General features: G+C 65.6%; 28 protein-coding genes. 13 read left to right on the top strand and 15 right to left on the bottom strand.

What is annotated here, in order from left to right; genetic code table 11:
* Positions 1-26 precede the first annotated feature (26 nt).
* The 6 genes from JWP83_RS19530 to JWP83_RS19505 all read right to left on the bottom strand — a co-directional run bounded on the left by JWP83_RS19530 (position 27) and on the right by JWP83_RS19505 (position 6,510).
* Positions 27-968, bottom strand: coding sequence for a hydroxymethylglutaryl-CoA lyase (locus JWP83_RS19530; protein WP_297733286.1), 942 nt, complete (start codon positions 966-968; stop codon positions 27-29).
* Entirely contained in the window at positions 965-2,191 is a 1,227-nt protein-coding gene (locus JWP83_RS19525) for an acetyl-CoA hydrolase/transferase C-terminal domain-containing protein (RefSeq protein WP_297733283.1), read from the bottom strand. Before JWP83_RS19525 ends, JWP83_RS19530 begins: the two co-directional genes overlap by 4 nt.
* On the bottom strand, positions 2,188-3,390 hold the full coding sequence (locus tag JWP83_RS19520) for a thiolase family protein (RefSeq protein ID WP_297733280.1): 1,203 nt from the start codon (positions 3,388-3,390) through the stop codon (positions 2,188-2,190). The genes JWP83_RS19525 and JWP83_RS19520 overlap by 4 nt, the downstream gene beginning before the upstream one ends.
* Positions 3,390-4,157: an SDR family NAD(P)-dependent oxidoreductase gene (locus JWP83_RS19515; RefSeq protein WP_297733277.1), complete on the bottom strand. Its 768-nt coding sequence runs from the start codon at positions 4,155-4,157 to the stop codon at positions 3,390-3,392. Before JWP83_RS19515 ends, JWP83_RS19520 begins: the two co-directional genes overlap by 1 nt.
* The gene (locus tag JWP83_RS19510; protein WP_297733274.1) at positions 4,157-5,323 is read right to left on the bottom strand and encodes an acyl-CoA dehydrogenase family protein; all 1,167 of its coding nucleotides are present in this window, start codon (positions 5,321-5,323) and stop codon (positions 4,157-4,159) included. The genes JWP83_RS19515 and JWP83_RS19510 overlap by 1 nt, the downstream gene beginning before the upstream one ends.
* A gap of 107 nt (positions 5,324-5,430) precedes the next feature.
* The gene (locus JWP83_RS19505; protein ID WP_297733272.1) at positions 5,431-6,510 is read right to left on the bottom strand and encodes an acyl-CoA dehydrogenase; all 1,080 of its coding nucleotides are present in this window, start codon (positions 6,508-6,510) and stop codon (positions 5,431-5,433) included.
* 104 nt (positions 6,511-6,614) lie between these two features.
* Here JWP83_RS19505 and JWP83_RS19500 point away from each other — a divergent pair, with 104 nt between their 5' ends.
* The 5 genes from JWP83_RS19500 (at position 6,615) to JWP83_RS19480 (ending at position 10,496) form a co-directional block, all read left to right on the top strand.
* Positions 6,615-7,400 carry a FadR/GntR family transcriptional regulator gene (locus JWP83_RS19500; RefSeq protein ID WP_297733268.1) on the top strand — a complete coding sequence of 262 codons (786 nt, stop codon included), beginning with the start codon at positions 6,615-6,617 and terminating at the stop codon, positions 7,398-7,400.
* Positions 7,401-7,661: 261 nt separating this feature from the next.
* Positions 7,662-8,687 carry an NAD(P)H-dependent glycerol-3-phosphate dehydrogenase gene (locus tag JWP83_RS19495; RefSeq protein WP_297733265.1) on the top strand — a complete coding sequence of 342 codons (1,026 nt, stop codon included), beginning with the start codon at positions 7,662-7,664 and terminating at the stop codon, positions 8,685-8,687.
* Positions 8,688-8,846: 159 nt separating this feature from the next.
* The gene (locus JWP83_RS19490) at positions 8,847-9,626 is read left to right on the top strand and encodes a hypothetical protein (protein WP_297733262.1); all 780 of its coding nucleotides are present in this window, start codon (positions 8,847-8,849) and stop codon (positions 9,624-9,626) included.
* Between the two features lie 28 nt (positions 9,627-9,654).
* A complete protein-coding gene (locus JWP83_RS19485; RefSeq protein ID WP_297733259.1) occupies positions 9,655-10,221 on the top strand; it encodes a cytochrome c oxidase subunit 3 in 567 nt (188 codons plus the stop codon).
* Positions 10,221-10,496, top strand: a complete 276-nt coding sequence (locus JWP83_RS19480; RefSeq protein WP_297733256.1) for a cytochrome C oxidase subunit IV family protein — start codon at positions 10,221-10,223, stop codon at positions 10,494-10,496. Before JWP83_RS19485 ends, JWP83_RS19480 begins: the two co-directional genes overlap by 1 nt.
* Positions 10,497-10,521: 25 nt before the next feature.
* On the opposite strand, the gene JWP83_RS19475 is transcribed toward JWP83_RS19480, so the two are convergent.
* Positions 10,522-11,142, bottom strand: a complete 621-nt coding sequence (locus tag JWP83_RS19475) for a TIGR03085 family metal-binding protein (RefSeq protein WP_297733252.1) — start codon at positions 11,140-11,142, stop codon at positions 10,522-10,524.
* Positions 11,143-11,234: 92 nt separating this feature from the next.
* Here JWP83_RS19475 and htpG point away from each other — a divergent pair, with 92 nt between their 5' ends.
* From htpG to JWP83_RS19460, 3 genes are all read left to right on the top strand, one after another.
* Positions 11,235-13,187 (top strand): molecular chaperone HtpG, encoded by a 1,953-nt coding sequence (gene htpG / locus JWP83_RS19470; protein ID WP_297733249.1) that lies wholly within the window; start codon positions 11,235-11,237, stop codon positions 13,185-13,187.
* A gap of 115 nt (positions 13,188-13,302) precedes the next feature.
* On the top strand, positions 13,303-13,518 hold the full coding sequence (locus tag JWP83_RS19465) for a hypothetical protein (protein WP_297733246.1): 216 nt from the start codon (positions 13,303-13,305) through the stop codon (positions 13,516-13,518).
* A 234-nt stretch (positions 13,519-13,752) separates the two neighbouring features.
* A complete protein-coding gene (locus JWP83_RS19460) occupies positions 13,753-15,054 on the top strand; it encodes an MFS transporter (protein ID WP_367185654.1) in 1,302 nt (433 codons plus the stop codon).
* A 17-nt stretch (positions 15,055-15,071) separates the two neighbouring features.
* Here JWP83_RS19460 and JWP83_RS19455 read toward each other — a convergent pair whose 3' ends face one another.
* The 3 genes from JWP83_RS19455 to JWP83_RS19445 form a co-directional block, all read right to left on the bottom strand.
* Positions 15,072-16,715, bottom strand: coding sequence for an NRAMP family divalent metal transporter (locus tag JWP83_RS19455; RefSeq protein ID WP_297733331.1), 1,644 nt, complete (start codon positions 16,713-16,715; stop codon positions 15,072-15,074).
* Positions 16,716-16,744: 29 nt separating this feature from the next.
* Positions 16,745-18,073, bottom strand: coding sequence for a CBS domain-containing protein (locus JWP83_RS19450; protein ID WP_297733243.1), 1,329 nt, complete (start codon positions 18,071-18,073; stop codon positions 16,745-16,747).
* A 222-nt stretch (positions 18,074-18,295) separates the two neighbouring features.
* Positions 18,296-19,045 carry a sensor domain-containing protein gene (locus tag JWP83_RS19445; RefSeq protein WP_297733240.1) on the bottom strand — a complete coding sequence of 250 codons (750 nt, stop codon included), beginning with the start codon at positions 19,043-19,045 and terminating at the stop codon, positions 18,296-18,298.
* A 132-nt stretch (positions 19,046-19,177) separates the two neighbouring features.
* Between JWP83_RS19445 and JWP83_RS19440 the strand changes: the two genes are divergently transcribed.
* Positions 19,178-19,537 (top strand): VOC family protein, encoded by a 360-nt coding sequence (locus tag JWP83_RS19440; RefSeq protein WP_297733328.1) that lies wholly within the window; start codon positions 19,178-19,180, stop codon positions 19,535-19,537.
* Here the strand turns inward: JWP83_RS19440 and JWP83_RS19435 are convergent.
* Both JWP83_RS19435 and JWP83_RS19430 read right to left on the bottom strand, forming a co-directional pair.
* The gene (locus JWP83_RS19435) at positions 19,508-20,386 is read right to left on the bottom strand and encodes a DMT family transporter (protein ID WP_297733237.1); all 879 of its coding nucleotides are present in this window, start codon (positions 20,384-20,386) and stop codon (positions 19,508-19,510) included. The two genes, JWP83_RS19440 and JWP83_RS19435, sit on opposite strands and share 30 nt — an antisense overlap.
* 8 nt (positions 20,387-20,394) lie before the next feature.
* On the bottom strand, positions 20,395-20,787 hold the full coding sequence (locus tag JWP83_RS19430) for a hypothetical protein (protein WP_297733234.1): 393 nt from the start codon (positions 20,785-20,787) through the stop codon (positions 20,395-20,397).
* A 265-nt stretch (positions 20,788-21,052) separates the two neighbouring features.
* On the opposite strand from JWP83_RS19430, the gene JWP83_RS19425 reads away from it, so the two are divergent.
* Positions 21,053-22,228, top strand: a complete 1,176-nt coding sequence (locus tag JWP83_RS19425) for a thiolase family protein (RefSeq protein ID WP_297733231.1) — start codon at positions 21,053-21,055, stop codon at positions 22,226-22,228.
* Positions 22,229-22,235: 7 nt separating this feature from the next.
* On the opposite strand, the gene JWP83_RS19420 is transcribed toward JWP83_RS19425, so the two are convergent.
* Positions 22,236-22,820 carry a hypothetical protein gene (locus JWP83_RS19420; protein WP_297733325.1) on the bottom strand — a complete coding sequence of 195 codons (585 nt, stop codon included), beginning with the start codon at positions 22,818-22,820 and terminating at the stop codon, positions 22,236-22,238.
* 150 nt (positions 22,821-22,970) lie between these two features.
* Here JWP83_RS19420 and JWP83_RS19415 point away from each other — a divergent pair, with 150 nt between their 5' ends.
* The 3 genes from JWP83_RS19415 (at position 22,971) to JWP83_RS19405 (ending at position 24,920) form a co-directional block, all read left to right on the top strand.
* A complete protein-coding gene (locus tag JWP83_RS19415; RefSeq protein WP_297733227.1) occupies positions 22,971-23,699 on the top strand; it encodes a 3'(2'),5'-bisphosphate nucleotidase CysQ in 729 nt (242 codons plus the stop codon).
* A gap of 337 nt (positions 23,700-24,036) precedes the next feature.
* A complete protein-coding gene (locus JWP83_RS19410; protein ID WP_297733224.1) occupies positions 24,037-24,306 on the top strand; it encodes a hypothetical protein in 270 nt (89 codons plus the stop codon).
* Positions 24,307-24,395: 89 nt separating this feature from the next.
* A complete protein-coding gene (locus JWP83_RS19405; RefSeq protein ID WP_297733221.1) occupies positions 24,396-24,920 on the top strand; it encodes a hypothetical protein in 525 nt (174 codons plus the stop codon).
* Between the two features lie 26 nt (positions 24,921-24,946).
* Here JWP83_RS19405 and JWP83_RS19400 read toward each other — a convergent pair whose 3' ends face one another.
* Both JWP83_RS19400 and JWP83_RS19395 read right to left on the bottom strand, forming a co-directional pair.
* Entirely contained in the window at positions 24,947-25,243 is a 297-nt protein-coding gene (locus JWP83_RS19400; RefSeq protein WP_297733218.1) for a hypothetical protein, read from the bottom strand.
* A gap of 228 nt (positions 25,244-25,471) precedes the next feature.
* Positions 25,472-25,602 (bottom strand): IS3 family transposase (locus JWP83_RS19395; protein ID WP_297733322.1); only part of this gene is annotated, 131 nt, incomplete at its 5' end.

The raw sequence follows: 25,602 nt of genomic DNA, 5'->3' as shown, positions 1-25,602 counted from the left end.
TTCTCTCCTTTGAGTGATCGGATAGCTCAGCGGCAGGATGGAGCGTCCGGGTTTGGCACCCAGTCGATCGGACCGGCGACGATGGAGTGGCTGGTCAGTTTGCGGCCGAGCACGCTTTGAGCGGCGCGCGCCGCATCGATCAAGGCCGGCAGCGATACCCCGGTGTTCACGCCCATTTCTTCGAACATGCTGATCAGGTCCTCGGAGGCGATGTTTCCGGTGGATCCCGCCGGCACCGGGCAGCCGCCGAGTTCGCCAAAGCTGGATTCGAAGCTGACGCACCCTGCTTGCAATGCTGCGTAGGCGTTCGCCAGTCCCTGGCCGCGGGTGTTGTGGAAGTGGGCGGTGACCTCAATACCTGGCAGCCTTTCGATCGCGGCTGCGAAGAACTCGCCGACATAGGAGGGGTTGGCCATCCCGGTGGTGTCGCCGAATCCCACCTCGCTGGCGCCCGCGGCCGCGAACTGCTCGGCGATGTCGAGCACCCGCTTCATCGGCACCTCGCCCTCGAACGGACAACCGTAGGACGTGGCGATGACGGCGGCGCAGCGCAAGTCCTCGGCGACGATGCGCTTGGCGATGACCTCGTTGTCGGCCATGGACTCGGCGATGGTTCGATTCACGTTCTTCTTGTTATGTGTCTCCGACGCGCTGACGAAGATCGCGACGTCGGAGAAGGTCTCGCGCACCTTGAGCGCATTGTCGAGTCCTTTGCTGTTGGGCACCAACACCATCAGCGACACGTCCTCGGGCACATCGATGCCGCGCAGCACCTCGACGCCGTCGGACAGCTGGGGGATGACGTCCGGACGGACGAAGCTGGCCACCTCGATTCGGTGCAGGCCGGTCCGGGCCAGCCGGTTGATCAGGTCGATCTTGTCGGTCGTGGCGATGGTTTCGGGTTCATTCTGGAATCCGTCGCGCGGGCCGACCTCGCGGATGTCGACATGCGCGGGCAATCTGCTCACAATGCGCTCCTTTCCTGGTCGAGCTGATCGCGGAACTCGGGGGCTGCGATTGCGGCCAGCCGTTGCGCTCGCTCCCTCAGGCCGCAGCCGCGCAGGTGCGCGACGCCGTATTCGGTGACGACGGTGTCGACGTCGGAGCGCGCGGTGGTGACCACCCCGCCCTCGAGCGAGGTTTTGATTGTGGACTGACCACCCGATGTGGCCCGCAACGCGATAATCGACCGTTTGCCGGTGAGCGCGGCGGCCCGGGTGAAGTCCACCTGCCCGCCGACGGCGCCGACATAGACGCCGCGGCTGACCTCGGCGCCCACCTGCCCGCTCAGGTCGACCTCGACGGCGAAGTTCACCGATACCAGCGAATGCAGCTGCGAAAGCACCTGCGGGCTATGGGTGTAGCTGGTCGGCAGGAACCTGGCGGGTAGCTCGGGCACCCGCTGGTACAGCTCGGCCGAACCCAGCGCGGTGCCCGCGACTATCAGCCCGGGGTCGATCTCCTTGCGGCTGCCGGTCACCACGCCTTTGTCGAAGAGCCGGAGCAGCCCGTCGGTGACCATGCCCGTGTGAAACCCCAAATCCTCGTGTTCGGCCAGCGCATCGAGCACCGCGGCGCCCAGCGAGCCGACCCCCAACTGCACGGTGTCGCCGTCGTCGACGAGCTCGGCGACGTGGACGGCGATGCGCTGCTCGGTAGCACCCGGTGCGCGGGTCGGATCTTCGGCCAGCGGCCGGTCGGTGCTGATGGTCGCCGCGAACCGGTCGAGCGGAATCCGTGGGGAGCCAACCGTGGCCGGCATTCTTTGGTTGATTTCGGCGATGAGCACCGGCGTGTACCGCATCGCGTCGGCGACGTAGTCGACACCGATGCCCAAAGAGCACGTCCCGTCCTTGTCGGGCGGGGACACCTGCACCAGGCCGACGTCACACGGCAGCCGGCGTTCGGCGAACATTCGCGGTAGCGCCGAATAGTGGCACGGCACCACCTCCAGGCGTCCGGACCGGCTCAGTTCCCGGAGGTTGCCGAGCCCGCCAAAGGACACCATCGATATCCGGTTGGGTATCGTGACCGCGAGCTGGTCGTTCCAGCTCAGCCCGGTGAAGGTGCGGATCGGACCGATCAGGGGATTCTGCAAGATCAGCGCATCGACCAGCGGACGCGGCTCCGCGGCGGCTTGACCCCACCAGACACCGTCGCCTCGGGACAGAAACTTGCGGAAATCGATCACGTCGGCACCCGCTGGATCAAGGTTCCGGTGCCAAGGCCTCCGCCGCAGCACATCGACACCAGGCCAAGGTCGGCCTCGCGGCGTTCGAGTTCGGCGACCAATGTCGCCAGCAACCGGGCGCCGGTGGCGCCCACCGCGTGACCCAGCGCGATGGCGCCGCCGTTGACGTTGACGCGATCGGCGTCCGGACGCAGCTCCCGCTGCCACGCCAGCACCACCGAGGAGAACGCCTCGTTCACCTCGAACAGGTCGATGTCATCGATGGATAATTCGTTGCGCTCCAACAACTTCCGGGTTGCGGGAATGGGCCCGGTCAGCATGATGATGGGGTCGACCCCGACGGTGGTTTGGTCGATGACGCGGGCACGAATCCGCAGCCCGAGCCGACGCGCGGCATCGGCGGAGCACAGCAGCACGGCGGCGGCGCCGTCGCTGATCGGCGACGAGGATCCGGCGGTGATTCGCCCGTTCTCCTTGCGGAATGCCGGCTTCAGATTAGCCAGCGTGTCCACGGTGGTCTCCGGGCGCACGCATTGGTCGGCGTGGCGGAGCTGGCCGTCGAGCGTCATCGGCACCATCTCGGCAACGAATCGGCCGTCGGCGATCGCCTTGGCGGCGTTCTGGTGCGACCGCGCGGCGAACGCATCCATCTCCTCGCGGCTCAGCTGCCAGCGATCGGCGATCAGCTCGGCGCTTTCGCCTTGGTGCACAAAGCCGTAGCGGTCGCGTAGCTCGGCCGGCCACGGGTCGCCATACAGTTCGGAGATCTTGACGGGCGAGTCGATGGGCACATGGCCCATGTGCTCGACACCGCCGGCGATCACGACGTCGTGAGTGCCCGACGCCACCAACGCCGTGGCCATTTCCACCGCGGTCTGCGCAGAGCCGCAGCGGCGATCCAGCGTCGTCGCCGGCACCTCAGGCGGATAGCCGGCTTGCAGCCACGCGTTTCGGGCGATGTTGCGGGACTGTTCACCGAACGGGGCCGTGCAGCCGATCACCAGATCTTCCACCAGCGCGGGCTCGATTCCCGTGCGTCCGATCAGCTCGGTGTAACAGGCGGCGAGCATCGCGTTGGGGTGCGTGTCGCGGTACCAACCGCGCTCGGGATGCGATTTGCCCACCGGGGTGCGGACGGCCTCGGCGATGTAAACCTCGCGGCCCGCCGAAACGAACGGTCCGGTCACGGTGCGGCCCATCAGATCACCGTCCCGCCATCGACGGGCAGGACCTGGCCGGTGATGTAGGACCCGGCATCGGAGGCCAGAAAGACGAATGTCGGTGCGATCTCGTCCGGGAAAGCCCAGCGCCCCAGGGGAATTCGCGCCAACGTCTTCGCCGCAAGCTTTTCGTTGCTGCGGATGTTCTCGGTCATCGGGGTGGCCGCCAGCGGCGCGACGGCGTTGACGGTGATGGATTGGCGCGCGAGTTCTCGGGCCAGCGACTTCGTCAAGCCGACGATGCCGGCTTTGGCCGCGCCATAGTTGGCCTGACCGATCGTTCCGGTGAGGCCCGCCGCGGAGGTGACGTTGATAATGCGTCCGGTGCCGTCGTTCGGCAGGTGCGCCAGTGCCGCCTGACTGCACACGAAGCTGCCCACGAGGTGGATGTCGACGATCCGGCGGAAATTCTCCTCCGAAAGGTCCTTGAACATCGCGGGCGCGACAGCGCCGGCATTGTTGATCAGGACATGCAATGTGCCACCGCCGAGTTCGGCCGCCGCGGCCGCGGCCTCGGCCGCCGCAGCCGAGTCGCGCACGTCGAGGACGAACGGTTGGGCCACACCGCCGGCGGCGGTGATCGATTCCGCGGTCGCCGCGGCCGAATCTTTGTCTATGTCGGTCACCAGCACCGAGGCCCCAGCCGCAGAGAAGGCGCGCGCAATCGCCTCGCCGAGACCGCCGCCGGCGCCGGTCACCAGCGCGGAACGCCCGTCAAGCCGGAAGACGTCACGTCGCGGGGTCATCAGTAGCTCCTCGGCAGGCCAAGCACGTGCTCTCCCAAGTAGTTGAGCACCATCTCCTGGCTGATCGGGGCGATCCGGGTCAGCCGGGCTTCCCGGAAGTACCGCGCGACGTGGTACTCCTCGGAGTAGCCCATGCCCCCGTGTGTTTGGAGCGCCCGGTCGGCCGCGTCGAACGCCGCGTCCGCGCAGAGATATTTGGCCGTATTGGCTTCGCGTGCACAGGGTTTGCCGTTGTCGTAGAGCCAGGTGGCCTTGCGCAGCACGAGCTCGGCGGCGTCCAGGCGGGCCAACGAGTCGGCAAGTGGGAACTGGATTCCCTGATTCATTCCGATCGGCCGGCCGAACACCTCGCGTTCGTTGCCGTACCGCACGGCCGCGCGCAGCGCGGCGCGTCCCATGCCCAACGCCTCGGCGGCGATCAGGCATCGTTCGGGGTTGAGTCCGTCGAGGATGTAGCGGAAACCCTGGCCTTCTTCGCCGACGCGATCCTCGACGGGAACCTCAAGGCCGTCGATGAACAATTCGTTGGAGCTGACGGCATTTCGGCCCATCTTGGGAATCGGGCGGATGTCAACCTTGTCGCGGTCGAGATCGGTCAGGAACAAGGTCATGCCATCGGTCTTGCGTGCCACATCCTCGAACTTTGTTGTGCGGGTCAGCAGCAGGACCTTTTCCGACTCCAGCGCCTTGGAGATCCACACCTTGCGTCCGCTGACCACATAGTGATCGGCCTCTCGTCGGGCGAACGTCGTGATCTTGGTGGTGTCCAGCCCCGCGCCCGGTTCGGTGACACCGAAACACACATGCAGATCACCAGTCACGATGCGGGGCAAAGTGCGGGACTTGAGCTCATCCGACCCATGCACGATCACCGGGTGCATGCCGAATATCGACATGTGCATCGAACTGGCGCCATTCATCCCGGCGCCACTGGCCGCAACCTCCTCCAACAGGATCGAAGCCTCGGTGATGCCGAACCCGTGACCGCCGTATTCCTCCGGTGTGGTGATCCCGAGCCAGCCGCCCTCGGCGAAGGCGTCATAGAACTCCGTCGGGAACTCGTGATTCTGGTCCTTGGTCATCCAGTAGTGATCGTCGAACTTGCCGGCCAGTTCAGCGACCGCAGCGCGAATGGTCTGCTGATCCTCGCTCAATTGGAAGTCCACAACGTTCTCCGCTCGACTACGGCCGGGAATCGGTCTGAACGTTAATCATACTAATGGACAGACCAAAATGAAAGCGCCATGTTTGAGGCGGCGGTCACTCCGCGACGTCAGGCGGTGGCGGGGATCAATGGAAGGGCGCCGGCGATGCGTTCGTTCCAAGCCGACGGCGTGCCGAACAGCACTCGGTCAAGCTTGGCGCGCTTGTAGAACAGCTGGAGGTCGTGCTCCCAGGTGTAGCCGATGGCACCGTGCAGGGTCAGCGCGCTGTCGGCGATCTCGGCGGCGCCACGGGTCACCTGCGCCTTCGCCACAGCGGCATGGGTCGCGCGCTCAGGCAAGCCTTCCTGGGCGGACTGTGCCGCGTAGCAGACGATGGACAGGGAGGACTCCACTGCGACCAACATCTGCGCGGCGGCATGTTTGACCGCCTGAAACGAGCCGATCGGCTGGCCGAATTGCTGGCGCTGCTTGCTGTAGTCGACCGCGAGCTGGAGCATCCGTTCGGCTGCGCCCAATGCGTCGGCGGCAACGAGAACCGCAGCCCTGGTGGCGATTTCGCCGAGGGCGGCGATGGCGTCGGTGTCGAGGCGGCGTGCCGTGACGCCATCAAGGACGACATCGGCGGCGTCTCGCGAACGGTCCAACAGCGGCCGGGGGTGAACACCGACCCCCTCGGCGGCACTGTCCACCAGCCAGAGGGAGGTGGCCTCGCCATCAGCCACCGGCACCAGGAACTGCCGGGACCGAGCGGCGCCCAGCACGCACGGTATCCGCCCGTTCAGTCGATCGTCGCGGCTCTGCACCGACGGCACCGCCACCGGGATCCGATCCGCCCGGACCGCCAAGGCGGTGATTTCACCGGATTCCGTGGCCGCGCGCATCAACGCTGGCTCGTCGGAAAGGGCCGGCAGCACGATCGCGGACTGCAGCCAGCCGGACGACGGCGCGGCCGCGCGCCCGACCTCCCGTGCAGTGAGCGCCAATTCCAGCAGGCCGCCGCCCTGACCGCCGAGGTCTTCGCTGAAGCCGACCGCGGCCCAACCCTCGTCGACGAAGAGTCGTTCGAAGGCGGCGGGATCGCCGGCGTCCAACCAGCGACGGACCGACGACGAGTCGGCGCGTTCGCCCAACCACTCGCGCAACGACGTCGTGAACAGTTCCTGTTCGTCGGAAAGCTCAAGGTGCATTGGCATTTCTCCTGCCACCGTGGCCGTGTGCCAGGTCGGTTCGTGAACGGCCGAAGATAATAAATGGTATCTTAGGTCTGACCATAAACCATGAGAGGCGCTCGATGGAAGCAGCCGATCCCGCGAAGCGGAAGTCGCACTCCGAGTTCAGGCTGGACCCGGTCGAAGTTCCCAAGGCGTCCGGCGTGCTTGCCGACGAGCTCCGCGAGCGGATCTTGACAGGTGAACTCGCCGAGGGTGACCCGCTGCCCGCGGAGCGCGAACTGGTCAAACAAGCACAGATGAGCAGGGCCACCGTGCGCGAGGCGCTGCGCATCCTTGAAGTGCAAAACCTCGTTCGGATCAAGGCGGGACGCGCCGGCGGCGCGTTCGTTCAGCGGCCCACCACCAAGTCGATGGCGAACTCCGTGAGCATGCTGATCCGGGGCAGGCACATCAAACTCGTGGACCTGATGGAGACCAGAGAAGCTCTCGAACCGTTCTGCGCCGAGCTTGCCGCCGGCAACCGTACCGACGAGGACCTCGCCGAACTGGGCCGGGCCAATGACGCCATCGCCGAGCCTCAAGCCAGCCTCGCGCAGTTCCTGCAGGCCAACCTAGATTGGCACGTGGGTGTGGCAACGGCCAGCCACAACGAGCTGCTGACGGGATTCATGAGCGCGCTCTCGCAGGCCATCTACGCCGGCACCGAGAACGCCGCGTTCGTGGACGCCGGAGTCCGCGCGATTACCGCCAAGACACACCGCGCGATCACCGAAGCAATCCGCGATGGCGACATCGGGGCGGCCGGACGTCGCATGCGCAGGCACGTGCACACCTACGCCGCCGCGGTGACCCTGTCGGATGAACGTGACGCGATCGTCGTCGGGCAGCCCGCAGTCGGGGAGTAGCGGGCCCAAAACACCCCGATGAAGAGAGCAAAAAGTGCTCATCGGGGGGAAGCCTGCGGCGCGCGCGTCGGCGAGGATGACGGTGCATAACTAGTCACGGGGTGCCGCGCACCGGGCCGCAGCGGCGAGTCGGTCGATGGCGCGCTGCCAGGATGCGCCAGGAAGGACGGACGGCGTCATGGAGGAAGAATCCAACGCGAGCCAGACCCCCTTCCGATCGAACAGAAGCCCGCTCGGCCGGCGCATCGGCGCGTGGTCAGCATGAGTCCTTCTCAGCGCCAACCCAACGTCGTCGTCCTCGGGGGCGGCTCCTGGGGAACGACCATCGCGTCCATCTGCGCGCGCCGCGGACCCACGCTGCAGTGGGTGCGCTCAGAGGTCACGGCGAAAGACATCAACGAAAACCACCGAAACAAGCGCTATCTCGGCAACGACGTCGTGCTGAGCGAAACTCTGCGCGCCACCACCGACTTCTCCGAGGCGGCCAATTGCGCCGACGTCATCGTCATGGGTGTGCCGTCGCACGGCTTCCGTAAGGTGCTGAGCGAACTCGCCAGTGAGTTGCGCCCGTGGGTTCCGGTGGTGTCGCTGGTGAAGGGTCTCGAACAGGGCACTAACATGCGGATGAGTCAGATCGTCGACGAAATTCTGCCCGGGCATCCGGCCGGCATCCTGGCCGGGCCGAACATCGCTCGCGAGGTGGCCGAGGGCTATGCGGCGGCGGCGGTACTGGCAATGCCGGACCAGCATCTGGCCGCAAAACTCGCGGAGCTATTCCGTACCAGGCGATTTCGGACGTACACCACCGATGACGTGGTCGGTGTCGAAATGGCTGGCGCCCTGAAGAACGTCTACGCGATCGCCGTGGGCATGGGCTACTCGGTCGGCATCGGCGAGAACACCCGTGCCATGGTGATGACGCGCGCGGTGCGCGAGATGTCCAAGCTCGGCGAAGCGGCCGGCGGGCACCGCGACACCTTCGCAGGCCTGGCGGGTATCGGCGATCTCATCGTCACCTGCACCAGTCAGCGCAGCCGCAATCGGCATGTCGGCGAGCAGCTCGGCGCGGGCAAGCAGATCGACGAGATCATCGCATCGATGAATCAGGTCGCCGAGGGCGTCAAGGCCGCCAGTGTCATCATGGAGTTCGCCCTGAACTACGGCATTCCCATGCCGATCGCGCGCGAAGTCGACGGCGTCGTCAACCACGGCGCAACCCCGGAGGAGGCGTATCGCGGCCTCGCGGCTGAGAAGCCCGGCCACGAGGTGTACGGCGCAGGGTTTTAGCCCGCGATTTCCGGGAGATGCCCCAAATAGGTGACCAAAAGGCGCTCGTTCGGGTGAAGCGTGGGACGGGCCGCGTCGGTGACGATGGAGATGTCGGGGGCGCTTGGCGTCCTCCGACCGCCGATATCGCTCGTAGACCGTCATTAGGGAGCAGATCCGATGGCCATACATGCCGAACCCAGCGCCGTCACCCCCGCGCGTGGGTTGTCGCCGTACCCAACCGATTACAAGATATGGAAGATCCTGGGGTGCGCGGGCCCCACGTTCCTGGTCCTGTTCGTCGCGCTGTGGGGATTCCTGGGCCGCAACATGCCGCCGTTCTCGCCCAACGCGACGCCGGATCAGGTTTGGGCGCACTTCTCCCAGCTCAGGCTGCCGCTCTTGATCGGGATGAGCGTCGCCCTCACGATAACCTCCTTCTACATGGCGTGGAGCGTGGCCATCGCCCGGGTGATGGAACGTGTCGAGGGTCCCGGCGGTGTGTTGTCCAAGCTCGAGATGATGGGTGGCACGATCACCTGCGCGCCGATCATGACGGCTTGCATGGCATGGCTGACCGCCGCGCACGAGGTCCATTACCTCGATCCAGGCGTCGTGCACATGCTCTACTGGATGGGCTGGCTCCTATTCGACCTGGCGTACTTCGTCACCTCTCTGCAGATCGCCGCCTGCAGCATCGTGTTCATGCGAGACAAGCGGGAGAAGAAGCTGGTTCCGGACGCCGTCAGCTGGTGGGGCTGGATCACGTTCGCGTCGTTCTTCGTGGTGAGCGCGATCCCGTTTGTGACGACAGGGCCGCTGGCCTTCAACGGCGTGATCAGCTTCTGGGTCGCGTTCTTCACCTGGTTCTTCTGGATCCCGTCGCTGTCCTACTTCGTCGTCAAGGCCGTCGACCGGATCCAGGCCGAGGATGAGGCCGCCGGGCGCGTCAACGCTTAGTCGTGTGGGGGTTGTTACTACTGACCGAGTGAAACCCAGACGCCTTCCCGGTGTGGATGGTGTCTGGGTTTTCATCGGCGCCGACTCGGTCATTTTCGCGATCCTGTTTCTGACGTTCATGCAGGATCGGCTCAAGGACCCGGCCCTCTTCGAGGCCTCCCGGCACGCGCTCAACATAAACCTGGGCGGCATCGACACGCTGATTCTGCTGACCAGCTCCTGGTCGGTCGCGCTTGCCATCCAAGCCCTCAAGCGTGACCTCATCGACCGAGTGCCCCGCTACCTGCTCGGCGGCGTGGTCACCGGGCTGATGTTCGTGATGTCCAAGTCGATCGAGTACTTCCAGAAGTTCGCCCACGGCATCATGCCGGGCACCGACGCCTTCTACATGTGGTACTTCACACTGACCGGGATCCACCTCACGCACGTGGTGGTGGGCACCAGCCTGCTGACCTTCTTGTGGATCAGGTCGCGAAGCGGCGCCTTCAGCAGCGCGCACCGGGCGGTGCCGGAATCGGTGGCCTCATTCTGGCACCTAGTCGATCTGTTGTGGATCGTGCTGTTCCCCTTGCTCTACCTAATGAAGGCGGCCTGATGTCAGTGTTGCGTGAGCGGGTCACTTTGGTTTGGTTGGGCCTCATGGCTTTGACCTGCGTTACGACGTGGGGACTGTCCAAAGATCTAGTCCGCCCTGCCGTCGCGGTGGTCGGGATCTTTCTGATCGCCGCCGTGAAGGTCAGGTACGTGATGCTGGACTTCATGGAACTACGGCAGGCACCGCTCCCGGCGCGCGCCGCATTCGAGACCTGGCCCGTGGCGGTGACGGCGGTGATCCTGGGCTTGTGGTTCGCCACTCCAGCCATCATGTGAGGCCGCGTCTCGGGGTCCCAGACGCCTACAACCCCTTGGGCGGGTCGCGGACCGCCTGCACCGCCGCCGCGTCGCCGTCGAACTCGACGCGTGCCTGACGCCCGACGGAGAACAACAGCAGCTCCTCGGGAGCGCCGGTCACCACGACCGCCGGCCCCTGACCGGCGGTCAGCACCGTCTTGCCCTCCGGGATGCGCAAGGCCACCCGGCCGGGGACCTTCGCCAGCGTCAGGCGGGCCATCAGCGACAGCGTGCGGCGCAGCGCTCGGCACAGCCCTTGTTCGAGCACGCGCGGCTCCCAACCCGGCTGCGCTCGGCGCACGTCCTCATGGTGGATGAACATCTCCGCGACATTGGCGATCGGGTCGAGCAATATGAACGGTGAGTAGACCGGCGGGCCGGCCGCGACCTTGTTCACCAGCTCGTCCCAATCGTTCTTCGAAGCCACCTCGTCCTGCACCTTTGCGGTGTGGGAGGCGAAGAACGGGATGAGGATGCCCGGTGCGGCGTCGGGCCGGTATTCCCGGATCACCAGGTGGGCGGCTAGGTCTCGCGTCTTCCAGCCTTCGCACAGGGTGGGCGCATCGGGCCCGACGGCGCGCATGGTGTCGACGAGGGCGGCGCGTTCGCGCTGAGCAACGGACATGCGTCGAGGGTAGGGCCAGCCCCTGGGCGTGGACCATCCGCATCTCGGTAAATTTGGAAAGTCATGTCCCGAAGGAAAGTGCAGGGAATGTAATGAACGCACGTGTCGAGCAGTTGGAGTTTCAGGCGGAGGCCCGGCAACTGCTGGATTTGATGGTTCACTCGGTCTACTCCAACAAGGATTCGTTTCTGCGGGAGCTGATCTCGAACGCCTCCGATGCGCTCGACAAGCTGCGGCTGGAAGCCTTTCGCAACAAGGACCTCGACGTCGACACCACCGATCTGCACATCGAGATCGACGTCGACAAAAGCGCAAGGACGCTCACCATCCGCGACAACGGCATCGGGATGACGCGCGAGGAAGTGGTGGACCTGATCGGGACGCTGGCCAAGTCGGGTACCGCCGAGCTGCGCCAGCGGCTCAGGGAGTCGAAGAACCTCGAGAACACAGCGGCCTCCGAAGAACTGATCGGCCAGTTCGGCATCGGCTTCTACTCGAGTTTCATGGTCGCCGACAAGGTTGAGCTGCTGACCCGCAAGGCCGGCGAGAGCGAAGCCACCAGGTGGGAATCCAGCGGCGAAGGCACCTACACCATCGAATCCGTCGACGGCGCCCCTCAGGGAACCTCGGTCACCCTGCACCTCAAGCCCGAAGACGCCGAGGACGACCTGCACGACTACACCGCGGAGTGGAAGATCAGGAACCTGGTCAAAAGGTACTCCGACTTCATCGCCTGGCCCATCCGGATGGAGGTCGAGCAACGCAGCCCAGCCGCCTCGGAAGAAGGGGAAGGTGGCCAGGAGACCGTCACCCTCGAGACAGAGACCCTCAACTCGATGAAGGCGCTGTGGGCCAGGCCCAAGGACGAGGTCTCCGACGAGGAGTACAACGAGTTTTACAAGCATATCGCGCACGGCTGGGATGACCCGCTCGAGGTTATCGCGATGAGGGCCGAGGGCACCTTCGAGTACCAGGCCTTGCTGTTCATTCCCTCCCACGCCCCGTTCGATCTGTTCGACCGCGACTCCCACGTCGGAATCCAGCTGTATGTCAAGCGCGTGTTCATCATGGGCGACTGCGACCAGCTGCTGCCCAAGTACCTGCGCTTCGTCAAGGGCGTCGTCGACGCACAAGACATGTCGCTCAACGTCTCCCGCGAAATCCTGCAGCAGGACCGGCAGATCAAGGTGATCCGCCGCCGGCTGACCAAGAAGATCTTGTCCACCATCAAGGAGCTGCAGTCCGAGCGGCCGGACGACTACCGCACCGTGTGGACCCAATTCGGCAGGGCCATCAAGGAGGGCCTGCTGTCCGACGCCGACAACCGCGACATGCTGCTGCAGATCTCCTCGTTCGCGTCCACCCACAGCGAGGAAGAGGCCACCACGCTGGCCGAGTACGTCGAGCGCATGAAGGAAGGCCAGACGCAGATCTTCTACGCCACCGGCGAGACGCGCCAGCAGCTGGTGAAGTCGCCGCACCTCGAAGCGTTCAGGGCCAAGGGCTACGAGGTCCTGCTGCTCACCGACCCGGTCGACGAGGTGTGGGTGGGAGTCGTCGACGAGTTCGACGGCAAACCGCTGCAGTCGGTGGCCAAGGGCGAGGTCGATCTCGACTCCGAAGAGGACAGTAGCGACGCCGAGCGCGAGGAGCAGCAGAAAGAGTTCGCCGACCTGCTGGCCTGGTTGAAGGAGACCTTGAGCGAGCACGTCAAGGAAGTGCGGCTGTCGACCCGCCTGACCGAGTCGCCGGCCTGCCTGATCACCGACGCCTTCGGGATCACACCGGCGCTCGCCCGCCTCTACCGTGCGTCCGGGCAGGACATTCCGGTCGGCAAGCGAATCCTCGAACTCAACCCGAATCACCCGCTCGTCACGGGGCTGCGGGACGCGCAGAAGAAGGCGGACGACGACACTGCGCTCACTGTGGTCGCCGAGACCGCCGAATTGCTCTACGGCACAGCGCTTCTCGCCGAAGGCGGCGCGCTCGAGGATCCGGCACGGTTCGCCGAGCTGCTTGCGCAGCGTCTGGCGCGCACGGTGTGAGCGTTACTTGGCGTTTCGGGTGGCCATCGACCTACCAGGGTTTCGCCCCTTCAATGCAGTAGTCAGGGGGCATTAAATGCGATTGAATTCCGGCTGGAAGGGATAATCACATCGCATGGCCAAGTTCCGGATCGTCGACCCACATGGCGGGATTGTGGCGACCAGGCATTTCGAGAGCGCGGAGGCCGCACACGCGTGGTTCACCCAGGCCATCGCGGGCAGCCCAAAGCTGGGGTGGCGCATGGAGGTCGACGACGAGGGACAATGGGCGTTCTTCGATGACACCGAAGGCTTCACCGCCCCGGCGAGCCACCGCCCGTTTCGGCGTTGAATTACCGGGCCTGCTGTCTGCCGCTTCCACAGCTCTTGATTTCGCTCGAATTTACCGACGCGACAATTTCGGCGGGCTGCCGATTGATCGAACAACCTCGGCATTTTGGCCGAGGACGCGGTGGAGTAGTTCGCCGGTGCCGAGCAGGTGCTCGCTGACCACGCCCGCCAGCGCCACACCGGCTCGCGCGCAGGCGAATTCCGGCAGTCGTACACCCGTGTCAACGGAGGCCAGATGACTTCAACGACGCGACGGGCGAGTCTCACCAGGCGTCGCACACCGCTCAATCGTTCCCAGATCGCGGGATTCTGGGGCGCATGGACGGGCTGGACGCTCGACGGAATGGATTCGTTCATCTACGCGCTCGTGCTCGCCCCCGCGCTGACCGAGCTGCTACCGCGTTCGGGTTTTGCCGCGACATCGACCAACGTCGGTCTCGCGGGATCGATCCTGTTTGCCCTGTTCCTCGTGGGCTGGGGGCTGTCGTTCATCTGGGGGCCGATTGCCGACCGCTTCGGGCGGACCAAGGTGCTGGCCGCGACCATCTTCACCTTCGCGATCTTCACGGGGCTTTCGGCCGCGGCGCAAAACGTCTGGCAGCTCGCTATTTTCCGCTTCATCGCGGGTGTCGGTATCGGCGGTGAGTGGGCGCTCGCCGGGACTTACGTGGCCGAGGCGTGGCCCGAGGACCGGCGCAAGATGGGGGCGGGTTACTTGCAGACCGGCTACTACGCCGGATTCTTTCTGGCGGCGGCCCTGAATTACACGATCGGCGTGCATTTCGGTTGGCGCGCAATGTTTCTTACCGGCGCGGTGCCCATCGTCGTCGCGATCCTGATCCTCACCCGCGTACAGGAAACCGAAAAGTGGGAGAAGCTCGAAGCTGACTCCACGGTTCGCGTGAAGCCGTTGCGCGAGATTCTCGGGCCCCGCTACCGGCATCGCACCTGGGTGGCCTGCGCGCTGCTGACGATTGCGATCGTGGGCCTGTGGGCCGGAGCCGTCTACGAACCCACGGCCGTGATTCAGCTGGCGCAGCACGCGGGTTTCGACAAGGCCGGCGCAACCAGAACCGCATCGTGGGCCACGGGCCTGTTGTCGATCGGCACCATCTTGGGGTGTCTGATCGTGCCGGTGCTCTCGGAGCGCATCGGGCGCCGAAAGACGCTCGCTATTTACTTTGCGGGAATGGCTGTCTCGATCGCCGGCAGCTTCGGCTGGGCGTTTTATCTGCCGAACGGGCTCGCGCCGTTCATCGCGTGGCTGTTCGTGCTCGGGTTCTTCGGCGGCAACTTCGCCATCTTCAGCCTCTGGTTACCCGAGCAGTTCGAGACGCGCGTGCGCGCGACGGCGTTCGCGTTCTGCACCTCGTTCGGCCGCTTCGTCGGCGCCGGCGTGAACTTCCTGCTTGGCGCGGCGGTCCTGCACACGCACACGCTGGGCTTTCCCGTCGCGCTGACGGCCATCGCGTTCGTCATCGGGCTTTTCGTCATCCCGCTGGCGCCCGAGACCCGGGGCGAGGCTTTGCCTCAATAGGGGTGGCGTCACAGCGCCTAGCGGCCGAGCTGGACGGCTTTGACCACCAGCAGCAGCGCGCCGATGACCAGGTAGCCGCGCAGGGCGATCATGCCGAGCCGGGTGCCGGGGGACCAGGTCACCGGTTCGAGCAGGGTCAGCGGCGGCATCCGCCAGGTGTTGCGGTCGACGGCACGCGCCGGAGGCTTTGCGGCCGGTGGCGCGGGCTGGCCGCGGGCCATCCAGCGCAGCGCCGGTACCGCGGCCGCCGCGAGTATGACCAGCGCCAGGGTCAGGTACCCGGCGACGGCAACGACGTCGATGTGGGGGAACAGGGTGGTAGCCATCAGGATCCCCGACAACAGCAGCAGTATACCGACGATCAGCCCGGCGACCCAGTTGATCCAGCCCCGATTGACCCAGGGCCCCAACACTTCCCGGTCGTTGCACAGCAACAGGAGGAACACGCTGGCGCTGGGCAAGAGCAGGCCGGCGAGGGCCTGCACGGCGGTGGTGATCAAACCCAGCGGGGCACCGGGGATCAGCACGATGGCCGCGGCCAGCGCCACCATCGCGGTGTAGGACAGGTAGAACTGCTTGGCGTCGGCGAACCCGCGGTGCAGCGAATGCTTGAGGCCGAAGACGTCGCCGAAGGCGTAACTGGTGGCCAGCGTCACCGCGGCGGCGCCGATGATCGAGGCGTCCATCAGCACGATGGCGAAAAATGCGCCGAGCACCCCGCTGTGTTGGCCGAGCAGGTGCGCGATGGCCCCGGCGTCGGTGAAGCCGCCCAGGGTGTTGGTGGAGCGCGCTGCCCATTCGCCGGTCATCACCAGCGCCGAGGCGCCGACGATGACGACGAAGGCCCCCAGCACGGTGTCGGCGCGTTCATAGGCCATGAAACGCGGCGTGATCCGTTTGTCGACGACATTGGACTGCTGAAAGAACAGCTGCCAGGGCGCGACGGTCGTGCCGACGATGGCGATGATCAACAACACCGCATCCGAACTCACGCCACCCAGGATGCTCGGCACCACAAAGGACTTCGCCGCGTGCGCCCACTGCGGGTGCGACAACAACAGCATCGGGATCTGCAGCAGGGTGACGGCGATGAAGACGAACATGGCCCGCTCCCACCGCCGGAAGCTGCCGCTTGCCATGATGGCGACCAGCGCCACCGCCGAGATAGGGACCACAACGTATTTGGACACGCCGATGTAGTCGGCGGCCAGGGTGATGCCGATGAACTCGGTGACGATCGTCAGGAAGTTGAGCAGGAACAGGTCACCGACCGAGAACCAGCCCCAGCCGCGGCCGAAGCGTTCGTTGATCAGCCGGGCGTGACCCACCCCGGTGACCGCACCGAGCCGGACCACCATCTCCTGGTTGACGATGAGCACCGGGATGAGCAGCAGCAGCACCCACAACAGGGAGTAGCCGTAGTTCTGGCCGGCCTGGGCGTAGGTGGCCACCCCGCCGGCGTCGTTGTCGCCGACCATCACGATGATCCCGGGACCGACGATGGCCAGCAGCGTCAGCAGCCGGGTCTTCCACGTCCGCGGACGGTCAATGTCGCTGAGTTTGATGCGCCCGAACGCACCCTCGATATCGCCCAGGTGTGCATTGTCGAGCACCGCGCTGCGCCGGGCCGCGGCCGGTTCGGCGCTGCCGGCCGGCGCCACGGGGTGTGCGGTCTCGTCGGCGCTTGACGTCACGGTGCCTCGGCTCCGGGGGCGTGGCTGTCGGTCGGTTGGGTGATTTCACGGAACGGACGGGGGGCGGGTTCGCGTCGGCGCCAGTCCTCGGGGATGGTCGCTTCCAGCACGTCGTCGACGGTGACCACCCCGAGCACGCGGTCCTTCTCGTCGACGACGGGGACAGAGTAGAGGTTGAAGTCGGCCATCAACAGCGCGATGTCGGTCAGATCGGCGTCGGCGCTGACGCATACCGGATCGGAATCCATCAGTGCCCCAACGCTTTCAACGGGATCGGCCTGCAACAGGGTGATCACGGACACTACACCGGCCAGCCGTCCGCCTTCGTCGAGAACATGCAGCTTGATCAACGCCTCCGGCTGGACGTTGCGCGCGGCGGCTATCAGCGCCAGCGCCGAGCCCACGGTCGCGGTGGCGGCACAAGAGACGAAGTCGACGTTCATCAACCCGCCGGCGCTTTCGGGGTTGAACCCCATCAGCGTGATCACCTTGGTGCGCTGCGGGCCGGGCATCAGCTCCAGCACGCGCCGGCGTCGCGACTGGCGCAGGTCGGTGATCGCGTCGGCGGCGTCGTCGGCGCGCATCCGGCCCAACAGGGCGGCGACCTCGTCGTCGGGCATGCCGTTCAGGAGCCGGCTGGCCTTGTCGGGGTCCAGCTCCTCGAACACGTCGGCTTCCAATTCCGGGTCACTGCGGACCCGGTCGAGAATTTCGCCGCCTTCGGCCTTGTCGGCCTCCTCGAGTAGATCGGCGATCTCGGCAGCTTTGAACCCGCCGACTCGACCCCAGTGACGACGCACCGCATCGGAGCGGACGTGACCGATCAGCGGTTCGAACGCCTTCCAATCGCGGGCCGCATGCCCGCCGGAGTGCTTGATCAGCCCGAACAACGTCGGTGGCCGGCGGGTATCCAGCCGCGCAACCACCCACCCGGCGCCGGTGTCCTCGAGCTCGACGTCGTACGCGCGCACCAAATCCGCGGCGGCCACATCGATCAGCCGGTGACCCAACACGTCGGCACGCAACAGCACCTCACCGTCGCGGCGCTCGAAGCCGCGGAGGTCAACTTTGTTCTTGGTCAGGACAATCCGTTTCGGAGCGAACTCGTCAATGGATTTGGTGCCGATGAACACCCGACGCCCGCCGACCCCGGCCACAATCCCGGTCACTGCCGGATAGTCGTCCGCGCCCCCCAGCCGCACGATCACGTCCTCGACGCGGCCCACGGCCTCACCGGCGCGGGCCACGACCGGCGCGCGCAGCAGCTCGGAGAGATGGATCACCGGCAGCCCACCGCGGGGCTTCGCCGTCTCTGATGTGCTCACTTGTCCTCCTCAACGCTGTGCGACAGTCGTCCGCAGGATGCCATGTGCGGGTACGGCTTACAACCAGGTTCGGTGATGGCGCAAGTATCGTGGCTTGACCGGCTCGGCCGCCAGAGCGTACGCCGCCGCCGCGGGGGATAGCTAGAGCCAGTAGGTAAACGTCGGGTGGCAATCGGGAATACGGCCCGCCGGCCGGTTACCTAAATCGCTTGTGCGGGTGAGTTATTGCTTGTCGACTTTGCCGGCGATCTGATTGGCGACGGTGACGGCCAAGTCCCCTGGGTCCTTGCGGCACGCGTCGACGTCGATCACGACGTTGTTGCGCACGGTCAACGCCCGTTGGCAGCTCTGGGACAGGGTGGCGCCGTTCTTGCTCGCGGTCACGCTCGTGGTGGTGCTCAAAACCCCGTTGGCGTTGGAGACCGCTCCTGCCTTCCACTGAATTTCAGGCGCGTCCGCGTCCCCGGGAATCGTGCCCTGGCGGTCGGCGCAGGCGGGCCAGCGCTGGGTGGAGGCGGTGAAGAAGGCGTTCGCCTCCTTGGCGGAAGGGAACAACACCACCACCTGGGTCACCTCCGGGTCTGGATCGTTCGAACCGGGCGGAAGCGGCGTCGTGTCGCGTTCCCCGTGAGACGCCGTGTTCCCGCTGCCGGCATAGACGGGGGCCTCGCCGGGGTGCTGAACGTAAAGGCATTCGGCCGGAAATTTGTATCCCTGCGGGTAGGGCGAATTGCTGTCGTCGGGCAGCGTGTCGGATTTGTCGGCGACCGTCGTTCCGTTGGCGCCCACCGCGCTGTCGATCTCGGGCGGAGTGAGCATGAGGTTCAGCAGCACGCCCTGGGCCAGGGGCGGCTTCGACGGGGTGGTGGTGGTCGTCGATGACGAGGCGGCGCCGCCCCCGTTGCTGCTGTCGCAGCCCGCGACCAGTATCCCGACGGCGGCGATGGCGATCGCGGCGGTTTGCTTGCGCATGGTTTTAGTGCCCTTCGTGCTTGAGTTGGCTCCTCAAGCGCTCCGCGCACCCCCACGCGTCGGCTATTCAGAGATGGTTTGCGGGTGGAGCATACGACAGCACGCGCCGTCGCACACTGTGGTATGCCCGAAATCGAGTTCAACTCTGTGTCACCGATCGTGCCCGTTCAGAATCTGGATGTCGCGCTTGACCGCTATCGCAAACTCGGATTCGACGCGCGCGGCTACGAGGGCCCAGAGCGCTACGGGTTCGTCGACCGCGGCTCCGTCTCGATCCACCTCACCGAATGGGCCGAGCACGATCCGCTGCGCACCGCCGCCAGTGTGTATCTCTACGTCAGTGACGCCGACGCCCTCTACGCGGAGTGGGCGGCACTGGAAAATCTCGCCGGCCGCCTGATCGAACCACACGAGACGCCCTACGGCTTAAGGGAATTCGCCTACGTCGATCCGGACGGCACCCTACACCGGATCGGTTCGCGGGAGATCTGATCGCGTCGCCTGGCTGTGGGCCAGCGCCACCGTCGCCGCGATCATCACCGCGACCGACACGCCGATCGCGACCATGCCGATGTTGTTGGTGCTCAGCGTCTCACCCAGCACGGTGACGCCGAGCACCGATCCGACGATGGGTTCGGCGACGGTCACCGCGGGCAGCGACGCGGTCAGCGAGCCGGCCCGAAATGCCGACTGCTCCCAGGCCGTGGCGGCGAGGCCCAGCACCGCCCACACATACAACTCGGGTGTGCGCAGCAGCGCCGGGATGCCGTGGCCGAGCTGGTCGACGACACCCTTTGTCAAGACCGTGAACACGCCCCACAGCGAACCTGACATCACCCCCAGCAGCAGCGCGCCGACCCAACCCGAGAACATCCGAGCGCCAATCACACACAGGAACAGGCCCGGGCCCATCACCAAGCCGACGATGATCCATGTCCGAACCGACCCCCTCGGGATCCCGGCCTGCGGGTTGCCGACCGTAACCACCACGGTGACGGCGGCGGCAAGCAGCACGCCGCAGATCCCTTGCCAGCGAGTGATTCTGCGGTGGTCGACCGCCGCACTGATGAGCAACGCGAACAGCAATGAGGTCACCGACAGCGCCTGCACCAGTACCACGGAACCCAGGCCCAGAGCCGCGGCTTGCAGGCCGAACCCGGCGGCGGCCACGAGACTGCCCGTCCACCATCGGCGATCGCGCAGCAGCCGGTGAAAAAGTGCGAAGGTGCCGACCGGTTTGTCTGTGACCTGTTGGGCGGATCGCTGCTCGAGGACATCGCCGATGCCGATCATCAACGCGGCCGCTAATGCGAGCAGTACCGCGATGGCCGTCGTGCTCACGTGGACCTCTAGCTGTTCCGCCTGATTTTGAGCGCGATGGTGATCATCGGAATCTGTAGCGGCAGCCTGGCCAGCGCGGCGATGCGCATCGGCCAGGGCTTGTCCCACCACAACCGAACCATGTTGACGTTGGCCGGGAACACGCTGACGAACAGCATGGCGGCCGCCAGGGCGGCCAGCCGTCGGGTGCGTCGCGGTACCAGCAACGTTCCGATGGATAACTCGGCGAGTCCCGATGCGTAGGTGTAGAGCCGTGCGTCTCCCGGCAGCTCGGCGGGAACGATGGCGTCGAACGGTTTGGGTGCCAGGAAGTGCAGGGTGCCGATGCCCACGAGCATTGTCGCGACGCGGTGTGCGGCGGTCTGGGTCGCGTCAGGTCCGGCGAGGGGTGTGGTGGTCATGGACCCATTGTGTCGTGCGCGGTGGCCGACGCTCGCCGCCAGTCGCTTACGCGGGCGTAACGCCATGGCGGGATTTCATCGGTTTTCTCGCCGTGGCGTTACGCCCGTGGCGCTGAATCCGCTCCAGCGAACCGCGATGGGAAAGATCTGCCAACCGACCGCGGCGGATGGAACCTACCCCGTTACTATTGCTCATACGGTATTGGATACGATTCCAGCCACCCGTTGCTGCCGACCGCAGCCGAAACAGTCCGAGGTTGAGAACATGGCTACACCCGTGATCGTCGGAGCCACCAGGACGGCGATCGGCCGCTCCTTCAAAGGCGCCCTCGCCAACACGCCGCCCGAGACGCTCATCACCATGGTGCTCCCCGAGGTGGTGCGCAGGTCGGGCATCGACCCTTCCTTCATCGACGACATCATCTTCGCCGAATCACACTACGGCGGTGGGGATTTGGCTCGTTACGCGGCCGCCGCGACGGGCATGGAGGACATCCCCGGCCAGGCGGTGAACCGGCACTGCGCGGGCAGCCTCACCGCGATCGGCAACGCCGCGGCCCAGATAGGTTCCGGGATGGAGCGCGTGCTCATCGCCGGTGGAGTGCAGTCGCTGTCGATGACGCCGTTGATGAACCAGCGGATTCCCGGCCCCGAGCTGAAGTTCGAGGAGCGGTGGTTGCCGCCCACGCACGTCGAGACGCCGGACGCGCCCACCAGGGACATGTCGATCACCGTGGGGTGGAACACCGCGCAGACGGTCGGCATCACCCGCGAGGAGATGGACGCCTGGGCGGCTCGGTCGCATGAGCGCGCCATCGCGGCGATGGACGCGGGGAAGTTCCTCGACGAGATCGTCCCGCTCAAGGTCACCCAGGCCGACGGTTCGGTGACCGATTTCTCGGTCGACGAGCATCCCCGGCGCGACACCACCGTCGAGAAGCTTGCCGCGCTCAAGGTGCTGCACCCCGAGATCGAGGGATTTTCGATCACGGCGGGCAACAGCAGCGGCACCAACGACGCCGCCGCAGCGGTCGCGTTGGTCGACCGCGACTACGCCCTCGCCGAGAAGCTGAACGTGATGGGCACGGTCAGGGCGTGGGCCGCCGTGGGCGTACCGCCCAGGGACTGCGGTCTGGGTGCGGTCAAGGTGATCGGGAAGGTGCTGCAGCGGGTCGGGCTGTCGGTCGACGACGTGGCGCTGTGGGAGATCAACGAGGCGTTCGCCTCGGTGCCGATCGCGGCGTGCCGCGAGTACGGCATCGACGAGGAGAAGGTGAATTTCTCCGGTAGCGGGTGCAGCCTCGGCCACCCCATCGCGGCCTCGGGCGCACGCATGATCACCACGCTGGCCTATGAGCTGGTACGGCGCGGCGGCGGAATCGGTGTCGCGGCGATGTGTGCGGGCGGCGGTCAGGGCGGCGCCGTCGTCATCGAGGTCTGATCAACGGCTAATTGCAGAACGTGTAGCCGATGAATTGGGCGTCGCGGGCGTTGCCACCCGAGTAGTTGACGTAGTGCACTGCCGGCATTCCGTTGTACTGGGTGTTGGTTTTCTGAGCGGTGGGCGGTGGGGCCGCCTCCGGGAAGGCCAAGACCAGGTCGGCAAAGATCTTCAGCCCTGACTGGCAGATCGCGTCGGGGCGCGGCGGCTGCGCGTTCCACGCATGCACGACAACCGGGTCGGTGAGTTGATACCCGGCCGCGCAATTGGGATCGCAGATCTTGAACACGGCGGTACCGGTCCCATCGGCGCCCTGCGGTCCCCATGAGGTCCACGACATGTCTTGCAGCGCAACGGCTACGCTGGCGCATCCCAAAATACTGAGCTTCTTCGGACGCTCGACCGGCGGGACCGACGGGTTGTAACACCCGGGGATGGCGAAACTGGTCGGTTGCGATGTTTGGGTGGGGGCCTGGGCCGGAGCGCCCTCGTGGCGCTGGAGCAGCTTGACTCCGACGAAGGTGAGTACCCCGATCAGCAGAACAGCCACGACGACGCCGACGACCCCCCGGTTGCCCCCCGGAAACCGCAGCCGGCTCGATGACGAGACGTCGCCGCTCACGCTTACTAGGTTATGGCAGAAACGTCACACCCGGGGGGCCCTGTCCCAAGAATCGTCGCACGGTAAATTTGGTCAACGCTACCAACTTATTGAGGATTGTGATCGCTTGTGGAGTCACCAGTGAATGACCACGCGCTGGCCGCGCGGTTGGCCGCGGAGGCGGGGCGGCTGTTGCTCGGGGTGCGGCAGCAATTCGCCGATGCCGACGCCAGCGAGCGGAAAGCCGCGGGGGACAAGCAGTCCCACGACTTTCTCATGGAAGCACTCGCCAGCGAGCGGCCTGACGACGCGGTGCTATCCGAGGAGGGCGCGGACGACCCGGTACGACTGCGATCGGAGCGGGTGTGGATTGTCGACCCGCTCGACGGCACGCGGGAATTCTCCGAGCTCGGGCGCAACGACTGGGCGGTGCACGTCGCGCTCTGGCAGACCGGTGAGCTTATTGCCGGTGCAGTAGCGCTACCGGCGCAGGGCATCACGCTGGCCACACCAGACGTTGATGCACCTCCCCCCGCGCCAGGCAAGCCGCGCATCGTGGTGTCCCGCACCCGGCCACCCGCGATCGCGTTGGCCGTTCGCGATGCCCTGGACGGCATATTGGTGGAGATGGGTTCCGCCGGAGCCAAGGTGGCGTCGATTGTGCAGGGGTCGTCCGACGTGTACGTCCATGCTGGCGGTCAATTCGAATGGGACTCGGCTGCCCCGGTGGCGGTGGCCCGGGCCGCGGGTTTGCACACCTCCCGCATCGACGGTTCGCCGCTGGCGTACAACCAACCGGACCCGAAGCTGCCGGACCTGGTGGTCTGCCGCCCTGAGCTCGCCGCAGCCGTACTCGCCGTCACCGGCTGACGTCTGATCCGGCTGCGGACGAGGATTCGCCGCGCTGTGTCGTCGAAACTGTAGTGAAACCCCTGATGTGTCGGATGCTCCCGGACCCATAGCGTCGGATCTCGCAACGCTTGGTCACCGGGAGAGGAATCCGAACGTGTTGAGCGGTCACGTCGTAGTACGTCTGGCGCGAGTCGGGTTTGCCGGGCGGGAAGGCATAATGTCCGCTAGGTTGGCGGCCACTGCCGTGGGATTCGCGCGGGGAGGAGTGCCCGGAGGCTACAGCCTGATCTCGACGTCCACCCCACCGCCGCCGCCTGCGATTCCGCTGACACCGAACGTCCAAGGGTACGTGCGCGTGGAACTCGTTGCCTGTCAGACTGCGGCGAACAACTGGCCGACGACCAAAGGTGGGCAGCATTACCACACCGTCAGCGTCACAGCGAATGGCCAATTGCATTGGGTGGAAGCCGATCTCGGTGCGCTCGAGGGTCACGTAACGCTCGATTTTCAGACCTACAGCGCACAGGGCTGGACGATCGTCGCCACCCCAGACGCCACGAAATTCACCAATGACCGCAGCGGTCACGGCATGTCCGTTAGCGATCGAAGTGTGACGTCGTTCTGAACCTCAAGGCTTCCGAAAGTGTGGGGGCAACCCTGATTCAGCGACCGATGCGTGAAAGTAACGTCGAGAACGAACGTTAGGAGTCCCTCATGAAGGCGAATGTCAATCACCTTATGGCCGCTGTGGCGCTGGGCTGTGCGGTGGCAGGCTGTCAATCCCACGCGAGTAGTCCAAGTGGCCAGCAAAGCGGTTCGGCCAGCGCAGCCCCGGGCGCAAGTAAGACCGCCAAAGCGATCGATGCTTGCTCAATGCTGTCGCCGCAAGATATTTCGTCGATTCTTGGAATCACCGTGCCGGGTAAGTCGGCCGGCAAGGACCCTGAGATGGGTAGTTGTTCCTGGGACAACCCGACCACGCTCGAGTCCGTATCAATTACGATCAGCAACCCAGGCACGGCACGTAACAACAAATTGCCTCCACCGGAGCCCGGCTTCCCGGATCCCTCAACGCCGGGACCCGATGGCACGCGCCTGCTGGGCGGCGGCCAAGTCGAGTTCGCTGCCGGCAATAGGGTCAATACCGTTCAGGTTGCGGTGCTGAAACTCTCGCCGGACCAGGCCAATTCGGCTGCCATCAACCTCGCCCGAAAGATCGCGCCCCAGGTACCGCAGTAGGAACGGTTGCATCCGGACTTGGGCGATCAGTAATCGCCAGTGTTCGACCATCCGACGACGGCGCTGATCCTTTCCGCAGGAGCCCCGGCATCGGCGCACACCTGCGCGACCGTTTCTGCCGATTCGGCGGCGAAGACGCCGAAGGCGTAGCCATCTGCAGGGACGGCCAGCGCCATCAGCAACCGAATCTGCGCACCTCGCGCCGAGATGGACGCGGCGCCGTCGTTGAGACGTCCCGCCGTCTCGCCGATGGAACGGGCCGGCGCCCGGGGTCCGTACCACTCGACGAGGAAACGCTCAAGATTCGCCGCGTCAAGACCCATTGGCCCAAGCTACCGACCGTCGGCCCGGCTGGCATCAGGGGATTTCCTACTGTTTGGGCGATTCGGATTCGTGGGTCCCTCGATGACCAAAGCAGACGGTTCGCAAAGCGCCGAGTCAAGGAAGTGGACGAGGGCCTGCTCCTCTGCCCGTCGGCTTACGATTCGCTCCACCATTGTTGACAGGGGTCAACCCCAATGTGGGCTTGACCCCGTTTGGTGGACACGGGGTCAAGCGGCTTGTGCCGTCTGAGTGAGTTGGTTTTCGAACTCGACGGGGCTGAGCATACCGATGGATGAGTGGCGTCGGCGCCGGTTGTAGACCCGTTCGATCCAGTCGCCGACGGCGAGTTTCGCCGCAG

Source organism: Mycobacterium sp., from assembly GCF_025965855.1.
Lineage (GTDB): Bacteria > Actinomycetota > Actinomycetes > Mycobacteriales > Mycobacteriaceae > Mycobacterium.
Note: the sequence above shows the minus strand (reverse complement) of the source record. Positions and strands in the feature narration are given on the sequence as shown.